This is a genomic window from Streptomyces sp. DvalAA-43 (assembly GCF_900091725.1).
In the GTDB taxonomy this organism is placed as follows: domain Bacteria; phylum Actinomycetota; class Actinomycetes; order Streptomycetales; family Streptomycetaceae; genus Streptomyces; species Streptomyces pulveraceus.
On the sequence record NZ_FMBW01000087.1, the window covers coordinates 50,111 to 74,967 of the forward strand.

Here is a 24,857-nt window from a genome sequence, read left to right on the forward strand (position 1 = left end):
CGGAGGGCGGATCCGACGGGAGTCGCTGGATCCGCCCTCCGTCATCCGCGCCCCGGCGCCGCCCGGCCGCTGCCCGTCGTCACCCTCGCGCGCCGCTCCCCGCACGGCGCGGGGCGAGGAAGGCGCCCGCGAGCAGCGCACCGGCCAGGACCAGTGCCGAGTTGACCAGGATCGCGACCGAGACGCCCGAGAGGACGCCCTCGGGGCCGGTGTCGCCGAGGGCGGACATCCGGGCCGTGGCGACGGCGCTCATGACCGGAATGCCCAGGGCGATGCCGACCTGCTGGGTCATGGTGGCGAGGCCGGTGGCCAGGCCCTGTTCCTCGTCGGGGAGCCCGGAGGTCGCGGTGACCATGAAACCGACGATCGTCAGCATGTTGCCGATACCGCCGACGAAGGTGGCCGCCAGCAGCAGCGCGATCCAGCCTCCGGACGCACCGAGCGCCACCAGGGAGAGCGTGGCGGCGGCCTGGACGGCCCCGCCGGTGACGATGGTCGTACGGCTCCCGAACCGGCCGACCGCACGGCCGCCGAGCGTGCCGCCGATCACGGTGCCGATGCCCAGGACGCCGAAGGCGAGACCGGTGGCGAGCGGTGAGTGGCCGAGGACTTCCTGGAGGTAGAGGGTGAGCAGGAAGACCAGCGAGGTCTCCGTGACGAAGGCGATCAGGCCCGCGGTGTTGCCCCAGACGACGCTGCGCCGCTTCAGGATGTGTACGGGGACCAGTGGCGCCGCGGCCCGCTTCTCGACGGCCCGGAAGGCGACGAGGAGCACCAGCCCGGCGAGGAGTGCGGCCAGGGTGGCGGGCCTGGTCCAGCCGGACTCACCGGCCTGCGTCAGACCGTAGACGAGCAGCAGCAGTCCGCCGGTGACGGTCACGGCTCCGGGGACGTCGAGCCGGGGGCGCCCGGCGGGCCGCGAGTCGGTGAGGGCGGACGGGGCGAGGGCGACCACCAGGGCGGCGACCGGCACATTGACGAAGAACGCCCAGCGCCAGGAGAGCAGATCGGTGAGCAGGCCGCCGAGGATGGCACCGGCGGTGAACCCGGCGGACATCAGTGCCCCGTTGAGACCCAGGGCGCGTTCCCGCAGCGGACCCTCCTTGAAGGCGGTGGTCAGCAACGCGAGTCCGGCCGGGGTGACGGCCGCCGTGGCGAGTCCCTGCAGCACCCGTGCCACGAGCAGCGCCTCGGGCGAGGTGGCGAGCCCGCCGAGGGCGGAGGAGAGGCCGAGGACGGTCATTCCGACGAGGAACAGCCGCTTGCGTCCGACGAGATCGGCGATCCGGCCGAAGAGCAGCGTGAAGCCGGCGGCGGCGAGCGCGAACGCGGTGGCGATCCACTGGAGGTGGGAGAGGGAGAAGCCGAGCCCCTCGCCGACAACCGGCAGTGCGACGTTCAGGATCGAGAAGTCCACCGCGATCATGAACTGGGCGCCGAGGAGGAGTGCGAGGACGAGCTTCTGCCGTCCGGTCATGCGGATCCTGGACACGGAAGGCGCGGAAGGCGCGGAAGCGGCGGCAGGAGCGGGAGCGGCGGCAGGGCCGGTCGTGGGTGACGGGGCCTGGCTGGGTGCGGACATGAGGGACTCCCCCGGACAGAGGTTCTAACGGGACTTGAGTTCCGTTAAGGTGGAGTGACCGTAGCAGAGGAAGGACTACTAATGGAACTGGAGACCCGTTATGGCTTCTGAGGGTGCGGAGCCCGGCTCCGTCCGGCCCGGCGGGCGTACCGCCCGGGTCCGTGAGTCGGTACTGCGGGCGGCGGGCGACGCCCTGGCCGAGCACGGCTTCGACCGGCTGGACCTCGCCGACGTCGCGCGCCGGGCGGAGGTCGGCAAGACGACCGTCTACCGGCGCTGGTCCACCCCCACCGGCCTGATCGCGGACCTGCTCGACGACATGGCCGAGCAGTCCTCGCCACGTACGGCCACGGGTTCGCTCGCCGAGGACCTCAGGGCCAACGCCCGGCTGGTGGCCACGACCCTCTCCGACCCGAGGCAGGGCGCACTCTTCAGGTCCGTGATCGCCGCGGCCACCTGTGACCCGCGCACCGCCGAGGCCTTGCACCGGTTCTACGCGATCCGCATCAAGGAGTGGGCCGGCTGCGTCACCGAGGCCGTCGAGCGCGGGGAGCTGCCCGCGGGCACGGACCCGGACGAGGTCATCCGCGCCGTGTCGGCGCCGCTCTACTACCGGCTGCTGGCCAGCGGCGACCCGCTCGACGAAGCGGCGGCGGACCGGGCCGCCGAGGCCGCCGGGGCGGCGGCCCGAGCGGGCGCGTACGTCGTCTGACGACCGTCCGCCCGCTCGGCCCGGTGCGTACGTCGGCCGGCCCGGTCAGCCCGCCGGGTGGGCGCGCAGGCGGGCCGCCCACGGATGTCCGGCACCCCGGGACAGGGTGATGGTCTCGGCCAGCCAGGCGCGCTGGTCGGCGGTGAGGACCGGCAGCGCCTCGGCGAAGTCCCGCTCGTCCTTGGGGCGCGGGGACCCGGCCTTGTACAGCAGCTGCACCTCGGGGCAGAGGTAGGGGATGCCGCTCGCGGAGACACGGCCGAGCCGGTCGAGCGGCAGGCGGATACGGGGATCGCGGCGGAAGAGCCAGTCGCCGTCCTCCGCGTCGTCGAGCATGAGCTGGACGCGCCAGGGCTCGTCCGGCCCGGGGCGGCACCAGATGTCGTGCACGCCCGGCGGCAGGATCTCGCCGGGGAGCCAGCGGCGCAGGGTGCCGGGCGGGTCCGCCGCCCACCACTCCCAGCCCGCCAGGGCCCCTTGGGCGGCGAGCTGGTCGCGGCGGAGCAGCAGTACGTCGATGTCGGCGTGGTCCCGGAAGGCATGGCCCACGGCGAGTTCGACCGCGTATCCCCCGGCGATCCACCAGGGGACGCGCAGCGGCGCGAAGAGGCGGGCGGCCTCGTCCGGCGGGGGCGGGTCCCAGGGGCCCCACGGGGTTTCCGTACGCATGGCCGAGGCCCCTCTCCCGTTCCTCTCCGGCACCGCCCGCCGTGGGGTCAGCCCGTCTTCAGCAGATGCCGGTAACTGTCCGGATGCTCCCTCAGGAAGGCGGCCAGGCCCGTCGCCGGATGCCCGGTGAGGTCCGGCACGGCGTCCGAGACCGTGGCCATCTCGCCGGTGGCGATGGCCTCGTACGACGTCACCCAGCCGGCCACCTCCCAGTCCTCGGCACCGTACTGCGCCCGGGAGGCATAGGCCTCCTCCCGGGTCTCCGGCACATAGGTGATGGTCCGGCCGGTGACCCTGCCGAGCTCCTCGGCCGCCTCGGCGAGGGTGAACGCCTCGGGTCCCGTGAGGTCGTAGGTGAGCCCGTCGTGGCGGGTGTCGGCGCTCTCGGTGTCGGCCAGCAGGACGGCCACCGCGGCGTCCGCGATGTCGTCGTGCGCCACCGCCGCCACCCGGCCGTCGCCCGCCGGGCCGCGCAGCACCCCGTCGGCGCCGGTCATGGCCGGGATCCCCGCGAGGTACAGGCTGTCGCGGAGGAAGGTGTACCGGACATCGGCGGCCCGGATGCGCGCCTCGGTGTGCCAGTGGTCCCGGGCGAAGGTGAACGTGGCGTCCGGCGCCGCGCCCAGGAAGGAGATGTACACGATGCGTTCGACGCCCACGGCGACCGCCGCGTCCACGGCCGTCGTGTGCTCGCGCACCCGGTCCGGGCTCTCGTGCGCCGAGACGAGGAACAGCGTGTGCGCCCCGGCCAGGGCACGGCGCATGGCCTCCCCGTCGCCGTACGGGGCGGGTGGCGCCGCGACGGCGCCGGGCAGTTCGGGCAGCCGGGAGGGGTCCCGCCCGAGCAGCCGCACGGGGACGCCGGCGCGTGCCAGGCGCCGGGCGACCCGGCCGCCGACGGCTCCGCCCGCGCCGGTGACGGCGACGATGGGGGCATCCGGGTTCTCCGGGCCGGTGGGGGGTGGGTTGTTCATGCGGGGTCGCCTTCCTTGCGGGGCCAGGGGCGCACCTCCACGACCGCGTCCACCGGGACGGGGCCGTAGACGTGCGGGAACTCCTCGCCGCCGGGCACGACGGACTCGTACCGTACGGGCGCCGGGAGCCGGTCGGGATCGATGACGAGGACGACGAGTTCCTGGTCGCCGGTCCCGGCCCCGCTCCCGGCGCCGTACAGCATCTCGGCCACGCCGGGGAGCTGGTGCGGCAGCGAGCAGTGGATGAAGCCCTCTTCGTGCAGGGTGCGGCCGCGGGTGGACATCTCGTACGTCCCGATCCCGCGGGCCGCCTCCCACAGGGGGCCTTCGGTGAGGTGCAGCAGCAGTTCGGCCATGGGGCAAAACTAGCCGCGTCGACGCGCCCTCCGGGCCATCAGCGTGGCCGTCGATCCGGCCGCGAGCAGAGCGGCGGCGATCCCGCCGAGGATCCATTCGCCGCGCGCACCCGTGTGCGGGAGCTCCCCTCCGGGGTGGGGCTCGTCCGGACCGTCCGGACCGTCCGGACCGTCGGGCTCCTGCGGCCAGGTGTGGGTCGGGGTGGGCTTCGGCCCGGGGGTGTGGGTGGGGGTCGGCGTGGGCGTGGGGGTAGGGGTGTGCGTCGGGGTCGGGGTCGGTGTGGGCGTCGGGGTGGGCGTGGGCGTCGGGGTCGGTTCCTCGCCGCAGCTCGGCAGGTCGCCGTCGAAGGGATAGGCGTGCAACTCCTGGCCGCCCGACTCGCCCGCCGAGGTGTGGGTCAGCGAACCGGCGGTGTAGAAACGGCCGTTGGTGCCGCTCATGTCCAGGGTCGCCGTGCTCGACCGCTGCCCGATCAGGACGCTGCCCTGGAACTGGCCGGTGCCGTGCAGGCCGACCTCGGTGGCGTCCGGGAAGTTCCAGAGCAGGTGCTCGCGGAGTCCGGCCTGCGGCAGCGAGCCCATCAGCGTGCTGATGCTGCGGCTGCCCCCGTACACGTTGACGAGCACCGTCGCGCCGTCCGGGATCCCGTGGAACACCAGGCCCTGCTGGCCGTCCTGGGCCGAGACCAGATCGGCGTCCACCGCGAACACCTGGAGGGGCGAGGTGCCGTCGCCGGTGAAGACGGTCTCGGAACCGGCATTGACCACGGTGCCCGTGGCGGGGCGGCGGTGGTCCCGGTCGTCGTCGTACGCGTAGCAGTGGCTGGCGGCGGTGAGCTGGTCGCGCAGCGCGGTGTACGGGTCGGCGGCGGCCGGGTCGTGGACCGGGTCCGGGATCACCGTTCCGGCGACGGTGTCGGCGTACGTGACGACACCGTGGTTCGTCCCCTCCTCGGCCAGCAGCCGCTGCCCGGTCGCGACGGTCAGGTCCCCGCCCACGGTCAGGTAGTCGGAGCCGTCGGGGGGCGGCACCCGGGAGCCCACCCCGGCCACGCCGACGTTGTAGATCTGCGAGGCGCCCTCGCGCTTGTCCATGTCGAACCGGCCGAGGGTGACGATCTTCCCCTCGGCCTCGGCGGCGGCCTCCCGGACCAGGAAGTCGCCGCCGACGAAGATATTGATGGTGCTGTCGTGATGGGTGACGGGTCCGTTGTTCGGATCGAGCCAGGTCGTCGGGCAGTCGCTGCCCAGGCACGGGCCGAGCCCGCCGGGCAGCGGGTCGGCGAGGGCGAGGGACGCCATCGTGCCCACCATGGCCGCGGCCGCCGCCGTGGCCACCGCCGCCCGGATACCTGTACCGCGTCTACGCGCTTGTGTAGCCATAAGGGGCAATATGCAGCTTTGCCTACCAAATGACAGGAATGCCACGCCGGTTCATGCCCGATGCACCCGTATACACCGGCCGCGTCCCGGTACCGGGTGCGCCGGGGTGAGCATGCGGACGTGCGGGCGTGCGGCGTATCCGGTGACGCGACGGGCCGTCAGGCGGCCGGATCCGCCAGGAGCTCGGCCTCCACCCTCGGGTCCAGGCCGACCGCGGGCCGGTCCGGCCGCCGCGGGGGCTCACCGCCCAGCGCCTCCAGCCACTTCCAGGTGTCGGCGACCGTCTCCTCGACGGGGCGGCAGCGCAGACCGGTCGCGTACGCCCTGCCGACGTCACCGCGGTGGATCGCTTCGTACACCTCGCCCGGCGGCAGCCAGACCGGCAGATCGCTCCAGGGCTCCACGCCCGCCGCGAGGATCCGCTCCGCGGGCGTCCAGCGCAGTTCCGCGTCGGAACCGGTGGCCCGGACGCAGGCCTCCAGCAGCTGCCCCATGGTGGCGTGGCCCGAGCGGCTGACCAGGTTGTACGGCCCGTGCAGCCCGCTGCGGGCGGCGTCCAGCAGCCACTGGGCGAGGTCGCGGACGTCGATGTACTGAAGCATCAGGTCCGGTGTGCCGGGGGCGAGTACGGGCCCTCCCCGGGCGATCCGCAGCAGCCACCAGGGCAGTCTGCCGATGTTCTCCCAGGGGCCCAGGATCAGTCCCGCGCGGGCCAGCAGGGCCCGGTCGCCGAAGGCGTCGAGCGCGGCCAGTTCACCGCCGCGCTTGGCCAGGGCGTACGAGACGTCCCCGCCCGCGTCGGGCGAGGCACCGGCCACCACCGGACCCTCCTCCGGCAGCCCGTCCGGCACCGGCTGTTCGTACACGGAACGGCTGGAGACATACGCGTACCGGGCGGCCCGGTCCGCCAGCAGACGGGCCGCGTCCCGTACGGCGGAGGGGGCGCCGCTCCAGGTGTCGACCACCAGGTCCCAGGCGTACCCGCCGTCGGGGCCTTCGCCCGTACCGGCACCGGCCAGGGCGGCGAGGCCGTCCTCGGTGGTGCGGTCGCCGAGGAGCTCCGACACGCCCGCCGGGGGTGCGTGCCGGCCCCGGTGGAACACCGTGACGTCCCAGCCGCGCGCCAGCGCCGCCTCGGTGATCGCGCGCCCCACGAATTCCGTACCGCCCAGCATCAGAAGCCTCATGGGACCGACCCTGCCCGGCGGACGCCCCGCGGGGAACCGGTCCTCGCTCTCGGCGGAATCGGGAACCGTGCCTCACGGCATGCGGGCGAGCGGGCTGCGGTTGCGCAGCAGCCACTGGTGGTACCCGGCCGCGCGCCGGGCCGCCTCCCGGTAGGCCGCCTCCAGCTCCCCGTAGACCGTCGTCATGTCGGCGCCCGGCCGGGACACCAGCAACAGCCGTACGGCGAGGGGGTCGTCGCGCAGTGGGCGGATCGCCATGTCGTCGCGCGGCCCGGAGGTGGGCTGGCAGGGGGCGACCGCCTCACCGAGCACGACGAGGGAGGCGGCGGTGAGGTAGTCGCCGTGCAGCACGGTCGGCGCGAGGCCGGCCGCGCCGAACACCCGGCGCAGCCCGTCCCATTCGCCGTCCACCGTGGGGTCGACCATCCAGCGGTCCGCGGCCAGGTCGACGAGGTCGACCACGGGCCGGGCGGCGGCCGGGTGGTCCCTGGCCATGGAGATGAACTGCGGTTCGCGGTCCAGGAGTACGCGCTGCTCCAGGCCGTCCGGGACGGTCAGCGGGCAGCCCTCGACCTCGTGCACGAAGGCGACGTCGAGCCCGCCCGCCGCGACGTCGCCGAGCAGTGCGCGGGCCGATACATCGACCCGCAGCGAGATGTCCGTACCGGGCAGCCGGAGCCGCAGCCGGCGCAGCCAGCCGCCGATGACCCGGCTCGCCGTGCAGCCGATGCGCAGCCGCGGCCCGGAGGCCCCGACCGCGTCGGCCTCCGCCCGCGCGTCGCTGACCAGGGCGGTCATTCCGTCGACCAGGGGGCGGGCCCGGCTGAGGACGGCGCGGCCGAGCAGCGTCGGTCGGCAGCCGGTCCGCTCGCGGCAGAACAGCTCGGCGCCCAGGGCGTTCTCGATCCGGCGCAGTTGGGTGGTCAGGGAGGGCTGGCTGACGCCCAGTCTGCGGGCGGCTCGGTGCAGGCTGCCCGTGTCCGCGATGGCGCACAGCGCCCTGAGGTGTCTCACCTCAAGCTCCATGCGGTCGAGCGTAGGGCGGCGGCCGACTGTCGCACCAGACTCCCCAATCGCCTCAAAGTCCTTTAATTCACCTGGAGTTGGAGGACTCTTCGGCGACGGTACCGGGGGTGGCGCCGGTGGCGGCACCGGGGGGTGATAACGCGGCGCTATCGCCGGTTGACATCATCCGCCGGGGCTTCCGCTCCCCGACACTCTCTCCGTACCGCACCCGTCCGAGTCCGTTCATCGGACGGGTTCATCGGACCGGTAACGGTAGGAGACCCCCCATGAGACACCCCAGGACCGTCATGTCGGCCGTGGTCGGCCTCGGCTTCGGCCTCGCGGCCGCGCTGGGCACGGCACCGGCGATCGCCTCCTCGGCCCCCGCCGCAGCACCCACCACCACCGCTTCGGAAGCCGGCGCGGGCTACGCCGCCTACGCCGGGTCGCGCGAGAACGCCGCCGCGAACAAGGCGTTCTTCGAGGCGGTCGCCAAGTCCGTGGCGAAGAAGCGGGCGGCGAACCCCGGCGTCCAGTCGGTCACCATCGTCTACAGCACCGCCAACGCGCCGAGCTTCCGTACCCAGATATCCAACAGCGCGCAGATCTGGAACAGTTCCGTCTCCAACGTCCGGCTGCAGGAAGGCTCGAACGCCGACTTCGCCTACTACGAGGGCAACGACCCGAGCGGCTCGTACGCGAGCACCGACGGACACGGCAACGGATACATCTTCCTGGACTACGCGCAGAACCAGCAGTACGACTCGACCCGCGTCACCGCGCACGAGACCGGGCACGTGCTCGGCCTGCCGGACCACTACTCCGGCCCGTGCAGCGAACTGATGTCGGGCGGCGGCCCCGGCCCGTCCTGCACCAACCGGTACCCCAACGCGAACGAGCGCAGCCAGGTCAACTACCTGTGGCAGAACGGCTTCGCGGCCAAGCTCGCGCACAGCGCCTCCTGACCCGTACGGTCCGGACGCACCGCACCGAAGGGGCCGCCTCGTAGGACGGGGTGGCCCCGTACGGTCCGGCCTACGCGCTCACCTCGGCACGGGTCAGGGTCAGGCGCAGTCCGACGAGCAGTTGGAGTGCGGCGAGCGCGAGCAGTACGGCCAGGGGCAGCGCCCAGCCGCCGGTGACCGAGCGCAGCAGCCCCACACCGAAGGGGCCCACCGAGGCGAGGAGATAGCCGGTGCTCTGGGAGAAGGTCGACAGCGCGGCGGTCTCCTGCGCGCTCCGGCCGCTCGCCCCGATGATGGCCAGGACCAGCGGAAACGCCCCCAGCCCGAAGCCGGTCAGCACGGCCCAGAGGAGGGGCAGGGCCACGGGCGCGCAGAGCAGGCCGAGATAACCGGCCATCAGCGCGGCGCCGACCATGACGAACGCCCACCGCAGCCGCGCCGGCGTCCTGGTGAGCGGCATCAGGACGAAGGTCGAGGGCACCCCCACGATCAGCGCCAGACCCAGCATGACCCCGGCCCGGTCGGAACTCATCCCGTGGTCGGACAGGACGGTCGGCAGCCAGCCGATGACCGCGTAGCTGTTGAGGGACTGCAGAGCGAAGAACGCGGTCACCAACAGTCCGAAGCGGGTGCGCCCGGCGCTCCAGGCCGAGACCTGACCGCCGTCCGCACGCCATGCCCCGGCCCGCCAGGACCCCGGCCGCAGCCCCCACACCACCAGGGCGAGCACGGCGGGCACGGCCCAGACCGCCAGCCCCGGCGAAGCCTTCCCCACCAGGTCGGCGACGGGTACGGCCGCGGCCGCGGCGACGGCCGAGCCGAGCGCCATCGTGGTGGTGTAGACCCCGGTCAGCAGCGCGACACGGGCGGGGAAGTGCGCCTTGACCACCGCGGGCAGCAGGACGTTGCACAGGGCCAGCCCCGCCGCACCCAGCAGCGTGCCGGCCAGCAGCGCCCCGGTCCGCGGCACCGCGCGCACGGCGAGCCCCGCGGACAGCGCCGCCAGCGCCAGCAGGACGGCACGCTCGGTGCCCACGCGCCGGGCCAGCATGGCGCTGGTCGCACCGACCGCCGCGAAGCACAGCGTAGGAAGCGCCGGGACCAGGGACGCGACGAACGGCCCGAACCCCAGCTGGGCCCGGAGCTGCTCCAGCAGCGCGGACGCGCTGCTGATGCCCAGCCGCAGATTGAGGGCGATCAGGACGATGCCGACGGCGGTCAGCCAGCCCGCGGCGGTACGGGACATCGGCCGGGCGGAGGTCGGACCTGAGGCGGTCGGACGTGGGGCGGTCGGACGCGGGGTGATTTTCGGGGGGCGGCGCGTGAGTGGCATGATGGAAACATAAAACGTCTGACCTTTAACGTCCAACCTTTAAAGGTACGATTGCCTCCGTACCCGCTCATCCGGCCGGACCCGCTCTCCCGGCCAGGAAGGACCCTCCGTGGCTCTCCCCTCCGTCCGCCGTTCGGTGCTGGTCGACGACGTCATCCAGCGACTGCGTGACGAGATCACCTCGGGAAGATGGCCGATGGGGGCCCGCATTCCGACCGAGACGGCACTCATCGCAGAGCTCGGCATCGCACGCGGGACGCTCCGCGAGGCCACCCGCGCCCTCATCCATGCGGGGCTGTTGCAGGCACGGCAGGGCGACGGCACCTATGTGCGTGCCACCAGTGAGCTGTCCGGCGCCATCCAGCGCCTCGACAGCGAGCTGGGCGAGGTCCTCGAAGTCCGTCAGGGGCTGGACGCCCAGGCCGCCGGCCTGGCCGCCGCCCGTATCACCCCCGAAGCGCTGGACCGGCTCGACGCACTGCTGGCCCGGCGCGCCACGGCCTGGCGGCAGCGCGACCGGGACGCGTGGATCCTGGCCGATCACGCCTTCCACCAGGCTGTCGCCACCGGCGCGGGCAACAGCCTGCTGAGCGACCTCTACGCCGCCCTCGGCCCGGCCCTGCGCCGCTCCATGACGGCCCACTGGGACGATCACGGCTTCGACGGCGCGGACCCCCGCGGGCACGAGGACCTCCTCGACGCGCTGCGCGCCGGGGACGCCGTTCGCGCGGCGCGCAGCGCCACTTCCAACATCGACGCCACCGGCGACTGGCACGGCACCTCGTCACCCTCCCGGCCCGGACCGGGCTGAGCCGGGCGGGGGCGGTCAGGCGTGTTCGAGCGGGAACGCGCCACGGTGTCCGGTGCCCGCGCCGGCGTCCGGGCGGGGTTCGTACTCGCGGCAGCTCCAGATCTCCTGGACGAATCCGGTACGCCGGTCCCACAGGTCCAGGACGTCGCCCTCACCGGCCGCTCCGCGGTAGGCGTCCTTGGCACCCCGGAAGCAGGCGAGGCCGCCGGAGAGTCCGCGCCCGGTGGCCGGGGCCGGGAAGTAGTCCGAGAAGGCGCAGGCGATGCAGGTCCGCAGCCGTACGCCGGGCGGCAGGGCGCGCTGGATGGTGGCGAGCGCGGAGGCGAAGTCGCTCTCGGCCCGGTGGGACGCGTAGGCCGCGCCGCCGAACTGCAGCTCCAGGCTGAGATGCGAATCGGGGCGGCGCAGCGACAACAGGCAGCTGAGCGTGGCCTGATGGACGGCTCCGTCCCAGCTGACCGGGAACGGCAGGTCCCACTCCAGGACGCAGTCGCTCAGCGCACCGTCCACCAGGACGAACCGGTCGTCGGCCGGTGGCGTGCCGACGGCCGGGGTGAGGCCGTCGAAGCTCGCGCCCTCGAAGTCGATGCCCCGTGTCCGGAGGCGTAGTTGCTGTCCGTCGGTGGTGAGGACGACGGCGTCGGAACCCTGTCGGTCCCGGTACCACCCTGCCCATGACTCATCTGTCATGGGCACGGACTGTAGCCCGTGCCCCTGACAGTCGCCGTGCCGCCCTCCGTTTCCCGCCACGGGGGCTGTGACCTCGGCAGCTCGTTCCGTTCTCCTGCCGTCGCCCCCCTTCGCAATTCCCTTCGTGATTCCCTTCGTCGGTCCCTTCGCCGTTCCCGGTTCTCCGCGCCCGGCGTTCCGCCCTCCGCTCTCAGTGCGTCCGGCGGGTGACGAACTCCGCCAGGGTCAGGAGCTCGCCGGCGCGGGCGAGGTCCGGAACCGCCCGGGACAGGTGGTGGACCGCGCGGGCCATCCGGTCCGCCGCGCAGATCTGCGCCCAGTCCCGGCCGCCGGCCCGGTCGACGGCGTCGGCGGCGCGGCTCACCTCACCGGGGGTGTTCATCGATCCCCGGTAGAGCGCGGCCAGTTCGGCCGCCGCCGGGGTGCCGGAGGTCAAGGCGGAGACGACGGGCAGGGACTTCTTGTGGGCGGCGAGATCCGCCCCGACCGGCTTCCCGGTCCGCGCCGGGTCCCCCCAGATGCCGATCAGGTCGTCGATGAGCTGGAAGGCGAGGCCCGCCTCCCGGCCGAATCCGTCCATCGCGCCGACCGCCCGCTCCCCCGCGCCCGCGTACAGCGCACCCAGCGCGCAGGCGCAGCCGAGCAGGGCGCCGGTCTTGGCGGTGGCCATGGTCAGGCACTCGTCCAGCGTGACCTCGTCGGGGTCCCGGTCCTCGAAGGCGCAGTCGGCCTGCTGGCCCGCGCACAGCTCGATGATGCAGGTCGAGAGCCGGGCCGAGGCGCGGGCCCCGGCCGGGACCGGGTCCTCGGCGAGCAGTCGCTGGGCCAGGGCGAGCATGGCGTCGCCCGCGATGACCGCGTCGGGGATGCCGAAGACCGCCCAGGCCGTGGGCCGGTGCCGACGGGTCCGGTCCTCGTCGATGACGTCGTCGTGCAGCAGAGTGAAGTTGTGGGCCAGCTCCACGGCGACGGCGGCCCGTACCGCCCGCTCCGGGTCGCCGCCCAGCGCGCGGGCCGCGGCGAGGACCAGAGCGGGCCTGATCGCCTTGCCCGCCGGCCCCGAGTACGGGCTGCCGTCGGCCTCCTGCCAGCCGAAGTGGTACATCGCGACGCGGCGGATCGATCCGGGCAGGGACTCGACGGCGGCGCGCAGCCGGGGATCGACGAGCGCCCGGGTCCGCTCCAGGAGGATCTCGGCCTCCTGGCCCTGGGACAGAGGGGCGACCGGGTCGCCGACGGCGACCCGCGTCACCGGGGCGGGCGGGGTGTCGTCGCCCGGGGCCCGGAGTGTCGGTGGTTGGGGTACGTGGTGGGTCTTCACTGGGGCGTCCTCCCGAGGCCGCCCCGGGCACGGCTGCCCGGTGGCGGAGGTTGACAGGGGCCCGGACCTCTCCGTCCGGGCCCCCGAGGGGCTACCGCCAGCGGCTGACCTCGACGTTTTCCAGGACGCCCAGGGCGTCCGGCACGAGGATGGCCGCGGAGTAGTAGGCCGTCACCAGGTAGGAGATGATCGCCTGCTCGTCGATCCCCATGAAGCGGACCGAGAGGCTGGGCTCGATCTCGTCGGGGATGCCGGTCTGGTGGAGCCCGATGACGCCCTGCTCGTCCTCGCCCGTCCTCATGCAGATGATCGACGTGGTCCGGGCGTCGGTGACCGGGATCTTGTTGGACGGGAAGATCGGCACCCCCCGCCAGGCCGGCACATGGTGTCCGCCGATGTCGACCGACTCGGGTACCAGACCGCGCTTGTTGCACTCGCGGCCGAAGGCGGCGATGGCCTTCGGGTGGGCGAGGAAGAGCTTGGAGCCGCGGCGGCGCGAGAGCAGCTCGTCCATGTCGTCGGGGCTGGGCGCACCGTCGTGCGGCTGGAGGCGCTGCCCGTAGTCGCAGTTGTTGAGCAGCCCGAACTCGCGGTTGTTGATCAGCTCGTGCTCCTGGCGCTCGCGGAGCGCCTCGACCGTCAGCCTCAACTGCTGCTCGGTCTGGTTCATCGGCTGGTTGTAGAGGTCGGCGACCCGGGTGTGGACCTTCAGCACGGTCTGGGCGACGCTCAGTTCGTACTCGCGGGGCGCCGCGTCGTAGTCGACGTACGTGTGCGGGACGACGGCTTCGCCGACATGGCCGGCGGAGAGGTCGATCGCGGCCTCGCCGTACTTGTTGGTGCGCTGCTCCGGGACGCTGAGCAGTCCGGCGAGATGGTGACGGAGCGAGTCCGCGCGCTCGGCGAGGTTGAGCACGTCCGCCCGGCTCAGCGTCAGCACCGTGCAGGCGGTGACGGCACGGGCCGTGTACTCCCAGACGGCGTCGCCGTCGACGAGGGACTGGTCCCCGAAATAGGCCCCGTCGGCGTGGACCCCGAGCACCGTCTCGTCACCGTACGGGCCGGTGCCGATCTTCTCCACCTTGCCGTGCGCCAGCAGATAGACGCTGTCCGCCGCGTCCCCCGACGCGGCCAGCACCTGTCCCGCGGCGATCTCACGCTGTTCGCACCGCCGGGCGAGCTCGCCCAGCACTTCCTCGTCGCCGAAGTCCCTCAGGGCGGGCAGCTCGCCGAGCTCGGCGGGGATGACCGCGACCCGGTCCCCCGTCTGCACGAAGGTCACCCTGCCGTCCCCGACCGAGTAGCTGAGCCTGCGGTTCACCCGGTAGGCACCACCTTGCACCTGCACCCACGGCATCATCTTCAGCAGCCACCGCGAGGTGATCTCCTGCATCTGCGGGGCGGACTTGGTGGTCGTCGCGAGGTTCCGCGCCGCTGCCGTCCCCAGACTCTGCTGCGGCGGCACCGACGCGTTCTGAACCTCTTCACCAACGGACATCTGACGTCCTCTCGATTCTTCGGCTGACTGCGTGAAGAAGCCTTTCAGCACGGAGAGCGCCCGCACCATTACACAAAAGAGTGTGATTAATCGGCCCGGAGCTGGGCATGACGCAGAGCAATGTCCGCAATGTCCACCGATCACTCCGGGTCACACCCTTAAGTTGCATCACAGATGCAACTTATCTACGCTGACCGCCATGCGGCTGACGAGATTCACCGACGTGGCGCTGCGCGTACTGATGCGCCTCGCCGTCGCGGAGAACGAGGATCCGCCGACCACCCGGGAGGTGGCGGCCACCATGCAGGTGCCGTACACCCACACCGCGAAGGTCGTCGCCAGGCTCCAGCACCTCGGCCTCATCGAGGCCCGGCGGGGCAGGGGCGGCGGGCTCAGCCTGACCGGAACAGGCCGCTCCGCCTCGATCGGCGAACTCGTCCGGGAGCTGGAGGGGCCCGGCGACGTCGTCGAGTGCGAGGGCGCCACCCCGTGCCCCCTGCGCTCGGCCTGCCGGCTGCGCGGCGCCCTGCGCCGCGCGGAGGAGGCCTTCTACACCTCGCTCGACCCGCTCACCGTCACCGACCTCGTCGCCTCCCCCACCGGACCGCTGCTGATCGGCATCAGCAGTGGCCGCCCGGACACCGGCTGAGCCGCCGCACCCCACTCCCGGAACCCACGCCCCGACTCGCCCCACCCGGCTTCGCGCCGCCCGGTTCCATGACGCCCGAAAATACGAATCTCACATACCAATTAACATGCGAGGAGTCCCGATGCTCTCCGAGACGTCGACCGCCACCGTCCGTGCCACCCTCCCCGCCGTGGGCGCGGCCGTCGGAGACGTCGCCGATCTCTTCTACCGCAAGCTCTTCGACGCCCACCCCGAGCTGCTGCGCGACCTCTTCAACCGCGGCAACCAGGCGTCCGGCGCCCAGCGGCAGGCCCTCGCGGGCTCCATAGCCGCCTTCGCGACCCAGCTGATCGAGCACCCGGACACCCGCCCCGACGTGATGCTCGGCCGGATCGCCCACAAACACGCCTCCCTCGGCGTCACCGCGGCCCAGTACGACATCGTGCACACCCATCTGTTCGCCGCCATCGCCGAGGTGCTCGGCGACGCGGTCACCCCGGAGGTCGCCGCCGCCTGGGACGAGGTCTACTGGCTGATGGCCGGCGCCCTGATCTCGATCGAGGAGCGGCTGTACGCGCAACAGGGCGTCGTCGCCGGTGATGTGTGGCGCGCGTGGGAGGTGGCCGCCCGGATCGAGGAGACCGCCGATGTCGCCACCTTCCAGCTGCGCCCGGCCGACGGCGCCCCCGCGCCCGCCTTCCGGCCCGGCCAGTACGTCTCCGTCCAGGTGGAACTCCCCGACGGGGCATGCCAGATACGCCAGTACAGCCTCTCCGGCGCGCCCGGCTCGCGGCTCCGCTCGATCACCGTCAAGCGGGTGCACGGCGGCGGCTCGCCCGACGGCGAGGTCTCCCGCCATCTGCACACCGGGGTGCGAGCGGGTGACCTGCTGCGCGTCTCCGCCCCGTACGGCGATCTCGTGCTCGACTCCGCGGACGCCCCGGTCCTGCTCGCCTCCGCGGGCATCGGCTGCACCCCGATGCTCTCGATGCTGGAGCACCTCGCGGCGAGCGGCCACCGCGCCCCGGTCACCGTCGTGCACGGCGACCGCTCCCCCGCCACCCACGCGATGCGCGCCGACCACGCCCTGCTCACCGGCAAACTCCCCGACGCCACCGCCCACTTCTGGTACGAGGACCCCGAGCCCGGCCACCCCGTCGACCGCACCGGCCGGGTCGACCTGAGCGGTCTCGCCGTCGCCCCCGGCACCCACGCCTATCTCTGCGGCCCCCTGCCCTTCATGCGCGCGGTACGCACCCAGTTGCTGGCCAAGGGCGTTCCGGCGGCCGACATCCACTACGAGGTGTTCGGCCCCGACATGTGGCTGGCACAGGACTGAATCCGGCCCACCGCCCAGGGAATCGACCGGCCCGGCGACAATGGCGCCATGCACTCCGAAGCACCCGACCTCGACCGGCTGCGGCCGGTGCTGCCCTCGCCCCTGGAGCCGGTCGAGGACGAGCGCTTCGCGCGCCACGGCGTACGGCTGCTGCTCAAGCGCGACGATCTGATCCACCCCGATCTGCCGGGCAACAAGTGGCGCAAGCTCTCCCTGAACCTGCGGGAGGCCGCCGGGCGCACCGTGCTGACCTTCGGCGGCGCGTACTCCAACCATCTGCGGGCCACCGCCGCGGCCGGCCGGCTGCTCGGCTTCCCCACCGTCGGGGTCGTACGGGGTGACGAGCTGGCCGGCCGCCCGCTGAACCCCTCGCTCGCCCGGTGCGCCGCCGACGGGATGACCCTGCACTTCATGGACCGCGCGACCTACCGCGCGAAGGGTGATCCAGAGGTCCTGGCGGGGCTGCTGAGCGCCTTCGGGGAGTGCTCTGTCATCCCGGAGGGCGGCAGCAACGCCCTGGCCGTACAGGGCTGTACAGAGCTGGGGCGCGAGCTGCGCGACCGGGCCGACGTGGTCGCGGTGGCCTGCGGCACCGGGGGCACCCTCGCCGGTCTCGCCGCCGGTCTCGCGCCCCCGCAGCGCACCCTCGGCGTCCCGGTGCTGCGCGGCGGCTTCCTCGGGGACGCGGTGCGGGAACTGCAACGCGAGACGTTCGGCGGCCCGGCCGGGTCGTGGTCCCTGGACGAACGGTTCCACTTCGGCGGCTACGCCCGGACGCCCCCGCCCCTGCACGCCTTCGCCGACGACTTCGAGCAGCGGCACGGCCTGCCCGTCGAGCGGATCTACGTCGCCAAGCTGCTGTACGCGCTCACCGAGCTGGCCGGGGAGGGGGCGTTCCCGCCGGGAACCACGGTCGCGGCGGTCGTCACCGCCGGACCTCAGCGGGAGTCCGGCTCCTCCCGGTAGGCCGCCGCTTCCTCCAGGTCGAGCCGTCGCAGCAGCGTCCGCAGCATCTCGTCGTCGATCCGCCGCTCGTCCCGCAGCGTCACGAAGACCGCGCGCTCGGCGTCGATCATCTCCCTGGCCAGGCGCCGGTAGGTGTCGTCCGCCGACTCCCCGGTCACCGGATCGGCCGCGCCCAGCCGCTCCCACACGGCGTTGCGGCGGCGTTCCAGGACGGTGCGCAGCCGGTCGGCGAGGGGGCCCGGCAGCTGGTTGCGGTCGTCGGCGAGCAGCTCGTCCAGCCGCGCCTCGGCGGCCGCGGACGCCTCGCTCTGGGCCTGCGCCTCGGCCAGCGTCTCGGTCTTCGCGTCGCGCCCCGGGAGCCTCAGGACCCGTACCAGCAGCGGCAGGCTGAGCCCCTGGATCACCAGGGTGCCGATGACCGTGGTGAAGGTCAGGAACAGCACCAGGTTGCGGGCCGGAAAGGGGCTTCCGTCGGACACGGTGAACGGGATGGAGAAGGCGATGGCGAGCGAGACGACCCCGCGCATCCCGGCCCAGCCGACGATCAGCGGCGCCGTCCAGTCCGTGTCGGGCTCGCGTGCCCTGATCCGTCTCGACAGCCACCGGGGCAGATACGTCGCCGGGAAGACCCAGAGGAAGCGGACCACGACGACGGCGAGGAAGACGAGCACCGCGTACCACACGGCGTCGCCCACGGCGTAGGTGCCGAGCCCCTTCAGTACGAAGGGCAGCTGGAGCCCGATCAGCGCGAAGACCGCGGACTCCAGGACGAACGCGACCATCTTCCGGACGGCCTCCTCCTGGAGCCGGGTCGCGAAGTCGACCTGCCAGGACCGGTGGCCCAGATAGAGCGCGACGACGACCACGGCGAGCACCCCGGAGGCGTGCACGCGTTCGGCCGCCGCGTACGCCACGAAGGGGATCAGCAGCGACAGCGTGTTCTGCAGCAGCGCTTCCTTGAGGTGGGTGCGGAGCCAGTGCAGCGGCACCATCAGCACCAGGCCGACCACGACACCGCCGACCGCCGCGAGGAAGAACTCACCGATCCCCGCGCCCCAGCTCATGCCCTCGCCCACGGCGGCGGCGAGCGCCACCTTGTAGGCGGTGATCGCGGTGGCGTCGTTGACCAGGGACTCGCCCTGCAGGACCGTCGTGACCCGGCCGGGCAGCCCGACCCGGCGCGCGATCGCGGCGGCCGTGACCGCGTCCGGCGGCGCGACCACCGCGCCGAGCACCAGCGCGGCGGTGAGCGGCAGGTCGGGCACCAGGCGGTACGCCAGCCAGCCCACCGCGACGGTCGCGAACAGCACGTAACCGACCGAGAGCAGCGCGACCGGCCGGACATTGGCCCGCAGATCGAGGTACGAGCTGTCGACGGCCGCCGTGTAGAGCAGGGGCGGCAGCAGCAGCGGCAGCACGACGTGCGCGTCCAGGGTGTAGGTGGGCACCCCGGGCAGATAGGAGGCGATCAGGCCCGCGGCGACGAGCAGCAGCGGGGCGGGCACCGGAGTGCGGCGGGCCGCCCCCGCGACCGCCGCACTGGCCGCGACCAGCCCCACCAGCGGCAATACGTCCATTCCACGGTCCTCGCATCCGTCGTAACCTGACAATCATGAGTGACTGCCCTCACGTGTCCGCACTGCCGCGCCCCGAACCGGCCCCGCTCAGCGTGACCTGTCCGGGCTGCCTCGCGGCGGGCACCCACCCCGTACAACTGCGGCTCTGTCTGGTCTGCGGCCATGTCGGCTGCTGCGACTCGTCGCCCCTCCGGCACGCCACGGCACACTTCGAGGAGACCGGCCACCCGGTGATGCGGAGCTTCGAGCCCGGCGAGAGCTGGCGCTGGTGCTTCGAGGACGGTTCGATCGTCTGACGCCTGGGTACGTCAAACCGGCACCGGTTGTTCGTAATTGACCGACGCAGACCCCTAGCCACTGTGCGTACTCATGGGTTTACCATGAGTGACAGCCATGGGCTGGGGCTCTGGCGACACGGCATCATGGGTCGCGATAGCGTCGCGGACCAGACCGAAGACGTACCACATGGCTCCGGGGCACCCTTCCCGGATCCTCGAAAGAGTTTGTGCCACCTTGGAGGTGAGGGTGTCCCAGATCGCAGGCGAGCCCGGGAATCAGGACTTCGTAGAGGTCCGGCTGCCCGCTGCGGGTGCCTACCTGTCGGTGCTGCGGACGGCCACGGCCGGTCTCGCAGCGCGTTTGGACTTCACTCTCGACGAGATCGAGGATCTTCGCATCGCGGTCGACGAGGCCTGCGCGATCCTGCTTCAGCAGGCCGTGCCGGGTTCCGTCCTCAGCTGCGTCTTCCGGCTCGTCGAGGATTCTCTCGAAGTCACGGTGGCCGCCCCCACGACGGACGGACGGGCGCCGGAGCGCGACACCTTCGCCTGGACGGTGCTCTCCGCGCTGGCCGGGAAGGTCGACTCCTCGGTGGCCGACGACCGGACGGTCAGCATCAGCCTCTACAAACAGCGCGGCGCGGGACCCGGGCCGGCGTGAGCAACGGGAACGGGGTCGGTCCTGTGCGGGACGAAACGATGCGACCAGGGGTGGTGCGCGCAGCAGGCATCCCGGAACAGCAGGCCCTGCCCCATCCGGTGGACGGGGCGGACGGGCCGGTGGGCCGTACGGTCGCGGTGGAGCAGTCGCAGGCGGAGCGGGCAGGCCAGATGAGCGAGCACGGGCACCACGATCCACACGACCGCAGCGGGGCGCGGGCACTCTTCATCGAACTGCGCGGCCTTCCCGACGGGTCGCCCGAGAAGGCCGAGCTGCGCAATCGGCTGGTACGGATGCATCTGCCCCTCGTGGAGCATCTGGCCCGCCGCTTCCGCAACCGCGGCGAGCCGCTGGACGACCTGACCCAGGTCGCCACGATCGGCCTGATCAAATCGGTGGACCGGTTCGACCCGGACCGCGGCGTCGAGTTCTCCACATACGCGACCCCGACGGTCGTGGGCGAGATCAAGCGCCACTTCCGTGACAAGGGCTGGGCGGTCCGGGTGCCGCGGCGGCTCCAGGAGCTGCGGCTCTCGCTGACAACAGCCACCGCCGAGCTCTCCCAGCAGCACGGCCGCTCGCCGACGGTCCACGAGCTGGCGGAGCGGCTGGGCATCTCCGAGGAAGAGGTCCTGGAGGGCCTGGAATCGGCCAATGCCTACAGCACGCTCTCGCTGGACGTGCCGGACACGGACGACGAGTCCCCCGCCGTCGCGGACACGCTGGGTTCCGAGGACGAGGCGTTGGAGGGTGTCGAGTACCGGGAGTCGCTCAAGCCGCTGCTGGAGGACCTGCCGCCGCGCGAGAAGCGGATTCTGCTGCTGCGCTTCTTCGGCAACATGACCCAGTCGCAGATCGCGCAGGAGGTAGGCATCTCGCAGATGCACGTCTCGCGGCTGCTGGCCCGCACGCTGGCACAGCTGCGCGAGCGGCTGCTCGTCGAGGAGTAGCGCGGCCGGTGCCGCCCCGGACGCGGTCCTCCCGCGCCCGGGGCGGCCCAGGGCCGCGCGTTCCGTCCGCCCCGGAGACCGGGCGGCGGTTCAGCTCTCCGGTGTGGTGCCGGGCCGGCGGATGCCGAGTGCCTCGATCGTCGTCGGCCTGACCAGCTGGTACAACGCCGTCAGGGTCACCGCGGCGAGCACGATCCCGGCCGGGATCAGCACGCCGTGCGACCTCAGCAGCGTCCAGGCCACCGGGAGCGCGATGAGCTGGGTGATGAGCGCGGGACCGCGGCTCCAGCTGCGCCGCCGCAGCAGACCGCGGGCGGCCAGCAGCGGGATCAGGGCGAGCGCGATCAGCGTCAGACCGCCCGTCTCCGCCTGCTGCGGGCTCTCGGGGCGTCCGAGCAGACCCATGACCAGCATGTAGATCCCGCCGATGGCGAGCGCCGCCCCTTCCAGGGCGGTGAGTCCGGCCACGAGAGTGATCCTGCTCGGCTTCGCCGGTTCGAGCCTCGGCGAGGGCGACGAGGAGGGCGTGTTCTGCTGAGTACTCACCCTTGCAGGTTGGCATCCCGGCGGCGCGAAAGCGAAGCCGGGGTCGGAATCGGCACGGGAACGGAGCAACCCGCCCGCCCGGCCGCACCTGGACCGTCACCGAGCGTGAAGGTCATGGGGCAGGACTTCAGGGCGATACCGTGCGGTAGGTAGTCTGGCGGTCATGCGCGCACTCCTCGTGGTCAATCCAGCTGCTACCACCACCAGTGCGCGGACGCGTGATGTGCTCATCCACGCGCTGGCCAGCGAGATGAAGCTGGAGGCCGTCACCACGGAGTACCGGGGCCACGCCCGGGACCTGGGGCGGCGGGCCGCGGACTCCGACGACATCGACCTGGTGGTCGCCCTCGGCGGCGACGGCACGGTCAACGAGGTCGTCAACGGCCTCCTCCACAACGGCCCCGATCTGGACCGCCTGCCCTGCCTCGCGGTGGTCCCCGGTGGCTCCACCAATGTGTTCGCGCGCGCCCTGGGCCTGCCCAACGACGCGGTGGAGGCGACCGGCGCGATCCTGGACGCGCTCGCCAACCGGACCGAACGCACGGTCGGCCTCGGACTGGCGGCCGGCACCCCGGGCACCGAGGACGAATCGGTTCCGGAACGCTGGTTCACTTTCTGCGCCGGGCTCGGATTCGACGCGGGCGTGGTCGGCCGGGTCGAACAGCAACGCGAACGCGGCAAGCGCTCGACCCATGCGCTGTACGTACGCCAGGTGGTCCGGCAATTCCTCGACGAGCCGCACCGCAGACAGGGCGTGATGACCCTGGAGACCCCCGGGCAGGAACCGGTCACCGACCTGGCGCTGTCCATAATCTCGAATACCGCGCCCTGGTCCTACCTGGGCAATCGCCCGCTGTACGCATCCCCGAAGGCCACGTTCGACACCGGTCTGGATGTGCTCGGACTGAAGCGGCTCTCCACTCCGGCGGTCGCCCGGTACGGCACCCAGCTGCTCACTTCGAGCCCGGAGAAGGGCCCCTCGGGAAAGCACGCGGTTTCACTTCATGACCTCACGGACTTCACCTTGCATTCAAAGGTGCCACTCCCTTTCCAGATGGACGGAGACCACCTGGGAGTGCGTACAAGTGTGACGTTCACAGGCGTACGCCGTGCACTGCGTGTGATTGTGTGAGTGGAAGGGACCAAAGTCCTTTAACTCGAACGTTTGGGCTGGGCTCCACCCCATAGAAGTACGGCTGTGACCTAGTCGACACCGAGGAATCAAAAAAAAGTTTCCAGAAGGGGTTGTATCCGCCGCTGAGGTTTGCGAATCTCTACATGGCGATCGGGACGGCCCGCAACACCAGCCTCCACTGAGAGCCAGAACCCCTCCTCACTGCACAGGACCACAACCAGTTCATCTGGGCGTCGGCCCGTCACCTGCGGGGGGATTCGTGAAAGCGTTCACATTCACAAGCAACAGTATGTAATACCAAGGAGAGGTAGCAGCCATGGACTGGCGTCACAACGCCGTTTGTCGTGAGGAAGACCCCGAGCTGTTCTTCCCCATCGGCAACACCGGTCCTGCGCTGCTGCAGATCGAGGAAGCCAAGGCCGTCTGCCGTCGCTGCCCCGTCATGGAGCAGTGCCTGCAGTGGGCGCTCGAGTCCGGCCAGGACTCGGGTGTCTGGGGTGGCCTCAGCGAGGACGAGCGCCGCGCGATGAAGCGCCGTGCCGCTCGCAACCGGGCGCGTAACGCCAGCGCCTGACCGACGCCACCGCTACGAGCCTCAGCCAGGCGGCGCGTACAGAGCGTACGCACAACCCCGCCCCCCGAGTCGCAGCGCGCAGTACCCCCGAAGCGCATGCATGAACAGTGAGCCCGGACCGTGAGAACGGTCCGGGCTCACTGCTGCGTCCGGGCCGCCGCCGGTCCGCCCGGACCAACAGGCGGACCGGAAGGGCTACTTCTCGGACCGGACCGGGATGTCGAGCACGACCTGGGTGCCGCGTTCGGGCGCGGGGACCATGCCGAAGGTTCCGCCCAGCTCGCCCTCCACCAGCGTCCTGACGATCTGGAGCCCCAGATTGCCGGCGCGCTGCGGATCGAATCCCTCGGGCAGTCCGCACCCGTCGTCCTGGACCGTGATCAGCAGCCGGGTCCCGACCGAGGATCCGCCGCGCACCGCGGACACCTCCACCGTGCCGGACTCGGCGAGCGTGAAGGCGTGCTCCAGGGCGTTCTGCAGGATCTCGGTGAGCACCATCGCCAGCGGCGTGGCCACTTCGGCGTCGAGGATGCCGAAGCGTCCCGTCCGGCGGCAGGTGACCTTGCCCGGCGAGATCTCGGCGACCATCGCGATGACGCGGTCGGCGATCTCGTCGAACTCCACCCGCTCGTCCAGATTCTGGGACAGCGTCTCATGGACGATGGCGATCGAACCGACGCGCCGGACCGCCTCGTTGAGCGCCTCCCGGCCCCGTACGGAGTCCATCCGGCGGGCCTGGAGCCGCAACAGGGCGGCAACGGTCTGGAGGTTGTTCTTCACCCGATGGTGGATCTCCCGGATGGTGGCGTCCTTGGTGATCAACTCGCGTTCGCGGCGGCGGAGTTCGGTGACGTCCCGGAGCAGGACCAGGGAGCCGATGCGGACGCCCTTGGGCTTGAGCGGGATCGCCCGGAGCTGGATCACCCCGCCCGCGCACTCGACCTCGAACTCCCGGGGCGCGTAGCCGCTGGCCAGTTTGACCAGGGCCTCGTCCACCGGGCCCCGGGAGGGGGCGAGTTCGGCGGTGATCCCGCCGAGGTGCTGGCCGACCAGATCGGAGGCGAGGCCCAGACGGTGGTACGCGGAGAGGCCGTTGGGGCTGGCGTACTGGACGACTCCGTCGGCGTCGAGCCGGATCAGCCCGTCACCGACGCGCGGCGAGGCGTCCATGTCGACCTGCTGGCCGGGGAAGGGGAAGGACCCGGCGGCGATCATCTGGGCCAGGTCGGAGGCCGACTGGAGGTAGGTGAGCTCCAGCCTGGACGGGGTCCGGACGGTGAGGAGGTTGGTGTTGCGGGCGATGACCCCGAGGACCCGGCCCTCCCTGCGTACGGGGATCGACTCGACCCGTACCGGTACCTCCTCGCGCCACTCCGGGTCGCCCTCGCGCACGATGCGGCCCTCGTCCAGCGCCGCGTCCAGCAGGGGGCGGCGGCCGCGCGGCACCAGGTGCCCGACCATGTCGTCCTGGTAGGAGGTGGGGCCGGTGTTGGGGCGCATCTGGGCCACGGACACATAGCGGGTGCCGTCACGGGTAGGGACCCAGAGCACGAGGTCGGCGAAGGACAGGTCGGAGAGCAGCTGCCACTCCGAGACCAGGAGGTGCAGCCACTCCAGGTCGGTGTCACCGAGGGCTGTGTGCTGGCGTACGAGGTCGTTCATGGAGGGCACGTGTGCGAGCGTACCCGCGTACGGGCAAAGGTTCCGAACCGGACGA

25 protein-coding genes are annotated in these 24,857 nt (G+C 72.1%); 11 read left to right on the plus strand and 14 right to left on the minus strand.

Annotation, left to right across the window (positions count from 1 at the left end; translation table 11 throughout):
* Positions 1-79: 79 nt before the first annotated feature.
* Positions 80-1,582, minus strand: coding sequence for an MFS transporter (locus tag GA0115234_RS35075; RefSeq protein ID WP_093549804.1), 1,503 nt, complete (start codon positions 1,580-1,582; stop codon positions 80-82).
* A 100-nt stretch (positions 1,583-1,682) separates the two neighbouring features.
* Here GA0115234_RS35075 and GA0115234_RS35080 point away from each other — a divergent pair, with 100 nt between their 5' ends.
* A complete protein-coding gene (locus GA0115234_RS35080) occupies positions 1,683-2,294 on the plus strand; it encodes a TetR/AcrR family transcriptional regulator (protein ID WP_093549806.1) in 612 nt (203 codons plus the stop codon).
* Between the two features lie 45 nt (positions 2,295-2,339).
* Here GA0115234_RS35080 and GA0115234_RS35085 read toward each other — a convergent pair whose 3' ends face one another.
* From GA0115234_RS35085 to GA0115234_RS35110, 6 genes are all read right to left on the minus strand, one after another.
* Complete coding sequence (locus GA0115234_RS35085) at positions 2,340-2,963, minus strand: nucleotidyltransferase domain-containing protein (RefSeq protein ID WP_093549808.1); 624 nt, start codon at positions 2,961-2,963, stop codon at positions 2,340-2,342.
* Positions 2,964-3,010: 47 nt separating this feature from the next.
* Positions 3,011-3,937: an NAD(P)H-binding protein gene (locus GA0115234_RS35090; protein ID WP_093549810.1), complete on the minus strand. Its 927-nt coding sequence runs from the start codon at positions 3,935-3,937 to the stop codon at positions 3,011-3,013.
* Complete coding sequence (locus GA0115234_RS35095; protein WP_093549812.1) at positions 3,934-4,293, minus strand: DUF952 domain-containing protein; 360 nt, start codon at positions 4,291-4,293, stop codon at positions 3,934-3,936. The genes GA0115234_RS35090 and GA0115234_RS35095 overlap by 4 nt, the downstream gene beginning before the upstream one ends.
* 9 nt (positions 4,294-4,302) lie before the next feature.
* Positions 4,303-5,631 (minus strand): choice-of-anchor A family protein, encoded by a 1,329-nt coding sequence (locus GA0115234_RS35100; RefSeq protein WP_370804698.1) that lies wholly within the window; start codon positions 5,629-5,631, stop codon positions 4,303-4,305.
* Positions 5,632-5,834: 203 nt separating this feature from the next.
* On the minus strand, positions 5,835-6,851 hold the full coding sequence (locus tag GA0115234_RS35105) for an NAD-dependent epimerase/dehydratase family protein (RefSeq protein ID WP_093549816.1): 1,017 nt from the start codon (positions 6,849-6,851) through the stop codon (positions 5,835-5,837).
* An 84-nt stretch (positions 6,852-6,935) separates the two neighbouring features.
* Positions 6,936-7,889, minus strand: a complete 954-nt coding sequence (locus GA0115234_RS35110) for a LysR family transcriptional regulator (protein WP_176729365.1) — start codon at positions 7,887-7,889, stop codon at positions 6,936-6,938.
* Between the two features lie 266 nt (positions 7,890-8,155).
* Here GA0115234_RS35110 and snpA point away from each other — a divergent pair, with 266 nt between their 5' ends.
* A complete protein-coding gene (gene snpA / locus GA0115234_RS35115) occupies positions 8,156-8,833 on the plus strand; it encodes a snapalysin (protein ID WP_237541995.1) in 678 nt (225 codons plus the stop codon).
* Positions 8,834-8,903: 70 nt separating this feature from the next.
* On the opposite strand, the gene GA0115234_RS35120 is transcribed toward snpA, so the two are convergent.
* Positions 8,904-10,079 carry an MFS transporter gene (locus tag GA0115234_RS35120; protein ID WP_161275722.1) on the minus strand — a complete coding sequence of 392 codons (1,176 nt, stop codon included), beginning with the start codon at positions 10,077-10,079 and terminating at the stop codon, positions 8,904-8,906.
* Between the two features lie 196 nt (positions 10,080-10,275).
* On the opposite strand from GA0115234_RS35120, the gene GA0115234_RS35125 reads away from it, so the two are divergent.
* Complete coding sequence (locus GA0115234_RS35125) at positions 10,276-10,977, plus strand: FadR/GntR family transcriptional regulator (RefSeq protein WP_093549824.1); 702 nt, start codon at positions 10,276-10,278, stop codon at positions 10,975-10,977.
* A gap of 15 nt (positions 10,978-10,992) precedes the next feature.
* Here GA0115234_RS35125 and GA0115234_RS35130 read toward each other — a convergent pair whose 3' ends face one another.
* The 3 genes from GA0115234_RS35130 to GA0115234_RS35140 form a co-directional block, all read right to left on the minus strand.
* Complete coding sequence (locus GA0115234_RS35130; RefSeq protein ID WP_093549826.1) at positions 10,993-11,667, minus strand: DUF6304 family protein; 675 nt, start codon at positions 11,665-11,667, stop codon at positions 10,993-10,995.
* A 190-nt stretch (positions 11,668-11,857) separates the two neighbouring features.
* Positions 11,858-12,919, minus strand: a complete 1,062-nt coding sequence (locus tag GA0115234_RS35135; protein ID WP_256088899.1) for a family 2 encapsulin nanocompartment cargo protein polyprenyl transferase — start codon at positions 12,917-12,919, stop codon at positions 11,858-11,860.
* 160 nt (positions 12,920-13,079) lie between these two features.
* Positions 13,080-14,486, minus strand: a complete 1,407-nt coding sequence (locus GA0115234_RS35140; RefSeq protein ID WP_093549830.1) for a family 2B encapsulin nanocompartment shell protein — start codon at positions 14,484-14,486, stop codon at positions 13,080-13,082.
* A gap of 199 nt (positions 14,487-14,685) precedes the next feature.
* On the opposite strand from GA0115234_RS35140, the gene GA0115234_RS35145 reads away from it, so the two are divergent.
* From GA0115234_RS35145 to GA0115234_RS35155, 3 genes are all read left to right on the plus strand, one after another.
* Positions 14,686-15,135 carry an RrF2 family transcriptional regulator gene (locus GA0115234_RS35145; RefSeq protein WP_093549832.1) on the plus strand — a complete coding sequence of 150 codons (450 nt, stop codon included), beginning with the start codon at positions 14,686-14,688 and terminating at the stop codon, positions 15,133-15,135.
* Between the two features lie 121 nt (positions 15,136-15,256).
* Entirely contained in the window at positions 15,257-16,453 is a 1,197-nt protein-coding gene (locus tag GA0115234_RS35150) for a globin domain-containing protein (protein WP_093549834.1), read from the plus strand.
* A 48-nt stretch (positions 16,454-16,501) separates the two neighbouring features.
* A complete protein-coding gene (locus tag GA0115234_RS35155; RefSeq protein WP_093549836.1) occupies positions 16,502-17,419 on the plus strand; it encodes a 1-aminocyclopropane-1-carboxylate deaminase/D-cysteine desulfhydrase in 918 nt (305 codons plus the stop codon).
* On the opposite strand, the gene GA0115234_RS35160 is transcribed toward GA0115234_RS35155, so the two are convergent.
* On the minus strand, positions 17,392-18,996 hold the full coding sequence (locus GA0115234_RS35160; protein WP_093549838.1) for a Na+/H+ antiporter: 1,605 nt from the start codon (positions 18,994-18,996) through the stop codon (positions 17,392-17,394). The genes GA0115234_RS35155 and GA0115234_RS35160 overlap by 28 nt on opposite strands.
* 35 nt (positions 18,997-19,031) lie before the next feature.
* Here GA0115234_RS35160 and GA0115234_RS35165 point away from each other — a divergent pair, with 35 nt between their 5' ends.
* The 3 genes from GA0115234_RS35165 (at position 19,032) to GA0115234_RS35175 (ending at position 20,885) form a co-directional block, all read left to right on the plus strand.
* Positions 19,032-19,292 (plus strand): UBP-type zinc finger domain-containing protein, encoded by a 261-nt coding sequence (locus GA0115234_RS35165; RefSeq protein WP_093549840.1) that lies wholly within the window; start codon positions 19,032-19,034, stop codon positions 19,290-19,292.
* Between the two features lie 229 nt (positions 19,293-19,521).
* Entirely contained in the window at positions 19,522-19,935 is a 414-nt protein-coding gene (locus tag GA0115234_RS35170) for an anti-sigma regulatory factor (RefSeq protein WP_072483809.1), read from the plus strand.
* 23 nt (positions 19,936-19,958) lie between these two features.
* Positions 19,959-20,885 (plus strand): RNA polymerase sigma factor SigF, encoded by a 927-nt coding sequence (locus tag GA0115234_RS35175; protein ID WP_093549842.1) that lies wholly within the window; start codon positions 19,959-19,961, stop codon positions 20,883-20,885.
* A gap of 90 nt (positions 20,886-20,975) precedes the next feature.
* Here GA0115234_RS35175 and GA0115234_RS35180 read toward each other — a convergent pair whose 3' ends face one another.
* On the minus strand, positions 20,976-21,353 hold the full coding sequence (locus tag GA0115234_RS35180; RefSeq protein ID WP_093549844.1) for a hypothetical protein: 378 nt from the start codon (positions 21,351-21,353) through the stop codon (positions 20,976-20,978).
* Between the two features lie 241 nt (positions 21,354-21,594).
* Between GA0115234_RS35180 and GA0115234_RS35185 the strand changes: the two genes are divergently transcribed.
* Together GA0115234_RS35185 and GA0115234_RS35190 are read left to right on the plus strand one after the other, a co-directional pair.
* A complete protein-coding gene (locus GA0115234_RS35185) occupies positions 21,595-22,563 on the plus strand; it encodes a diacylglycerol/lipid kinase family protein (protein WP_093549845.1) in 969 nt (322 codons plus the stop codon).
* A gap of 319 nt (positions 22,564-22,882) precedes the next feature.
* Positions 22,883-23,140, plus strand: coding sequence for a WhiB family transcriptional regulator (locus tag GA0115234_RS35190; protein ID WP_003953983.1), 258 nt, complete (start codon positions 22,883-22,885; stop codon positions 23,138-23,140).
* Positions 23,141-23,335: 195 nt separating this feature from the next.
* Here GA0115234_RS35190 and GA0115234_RS35195 read toward each other — a convergent pair whose 3' ends face one another.
* The gene (locus GA0115234_RS35195) at positions 23,336-24,802 is read right to left on the minus strand and encodes a PAS domain-containing sensor histidine kinase (protein WP_093549847.1); all 1,467 of its coding nucleotides are present in this window, start codon (positions 24,800-24,802) and stop codon (positions 23,336-23,338) included.
* Positions 24,803-24,857 lie beyond the last annotated feature (55 nt).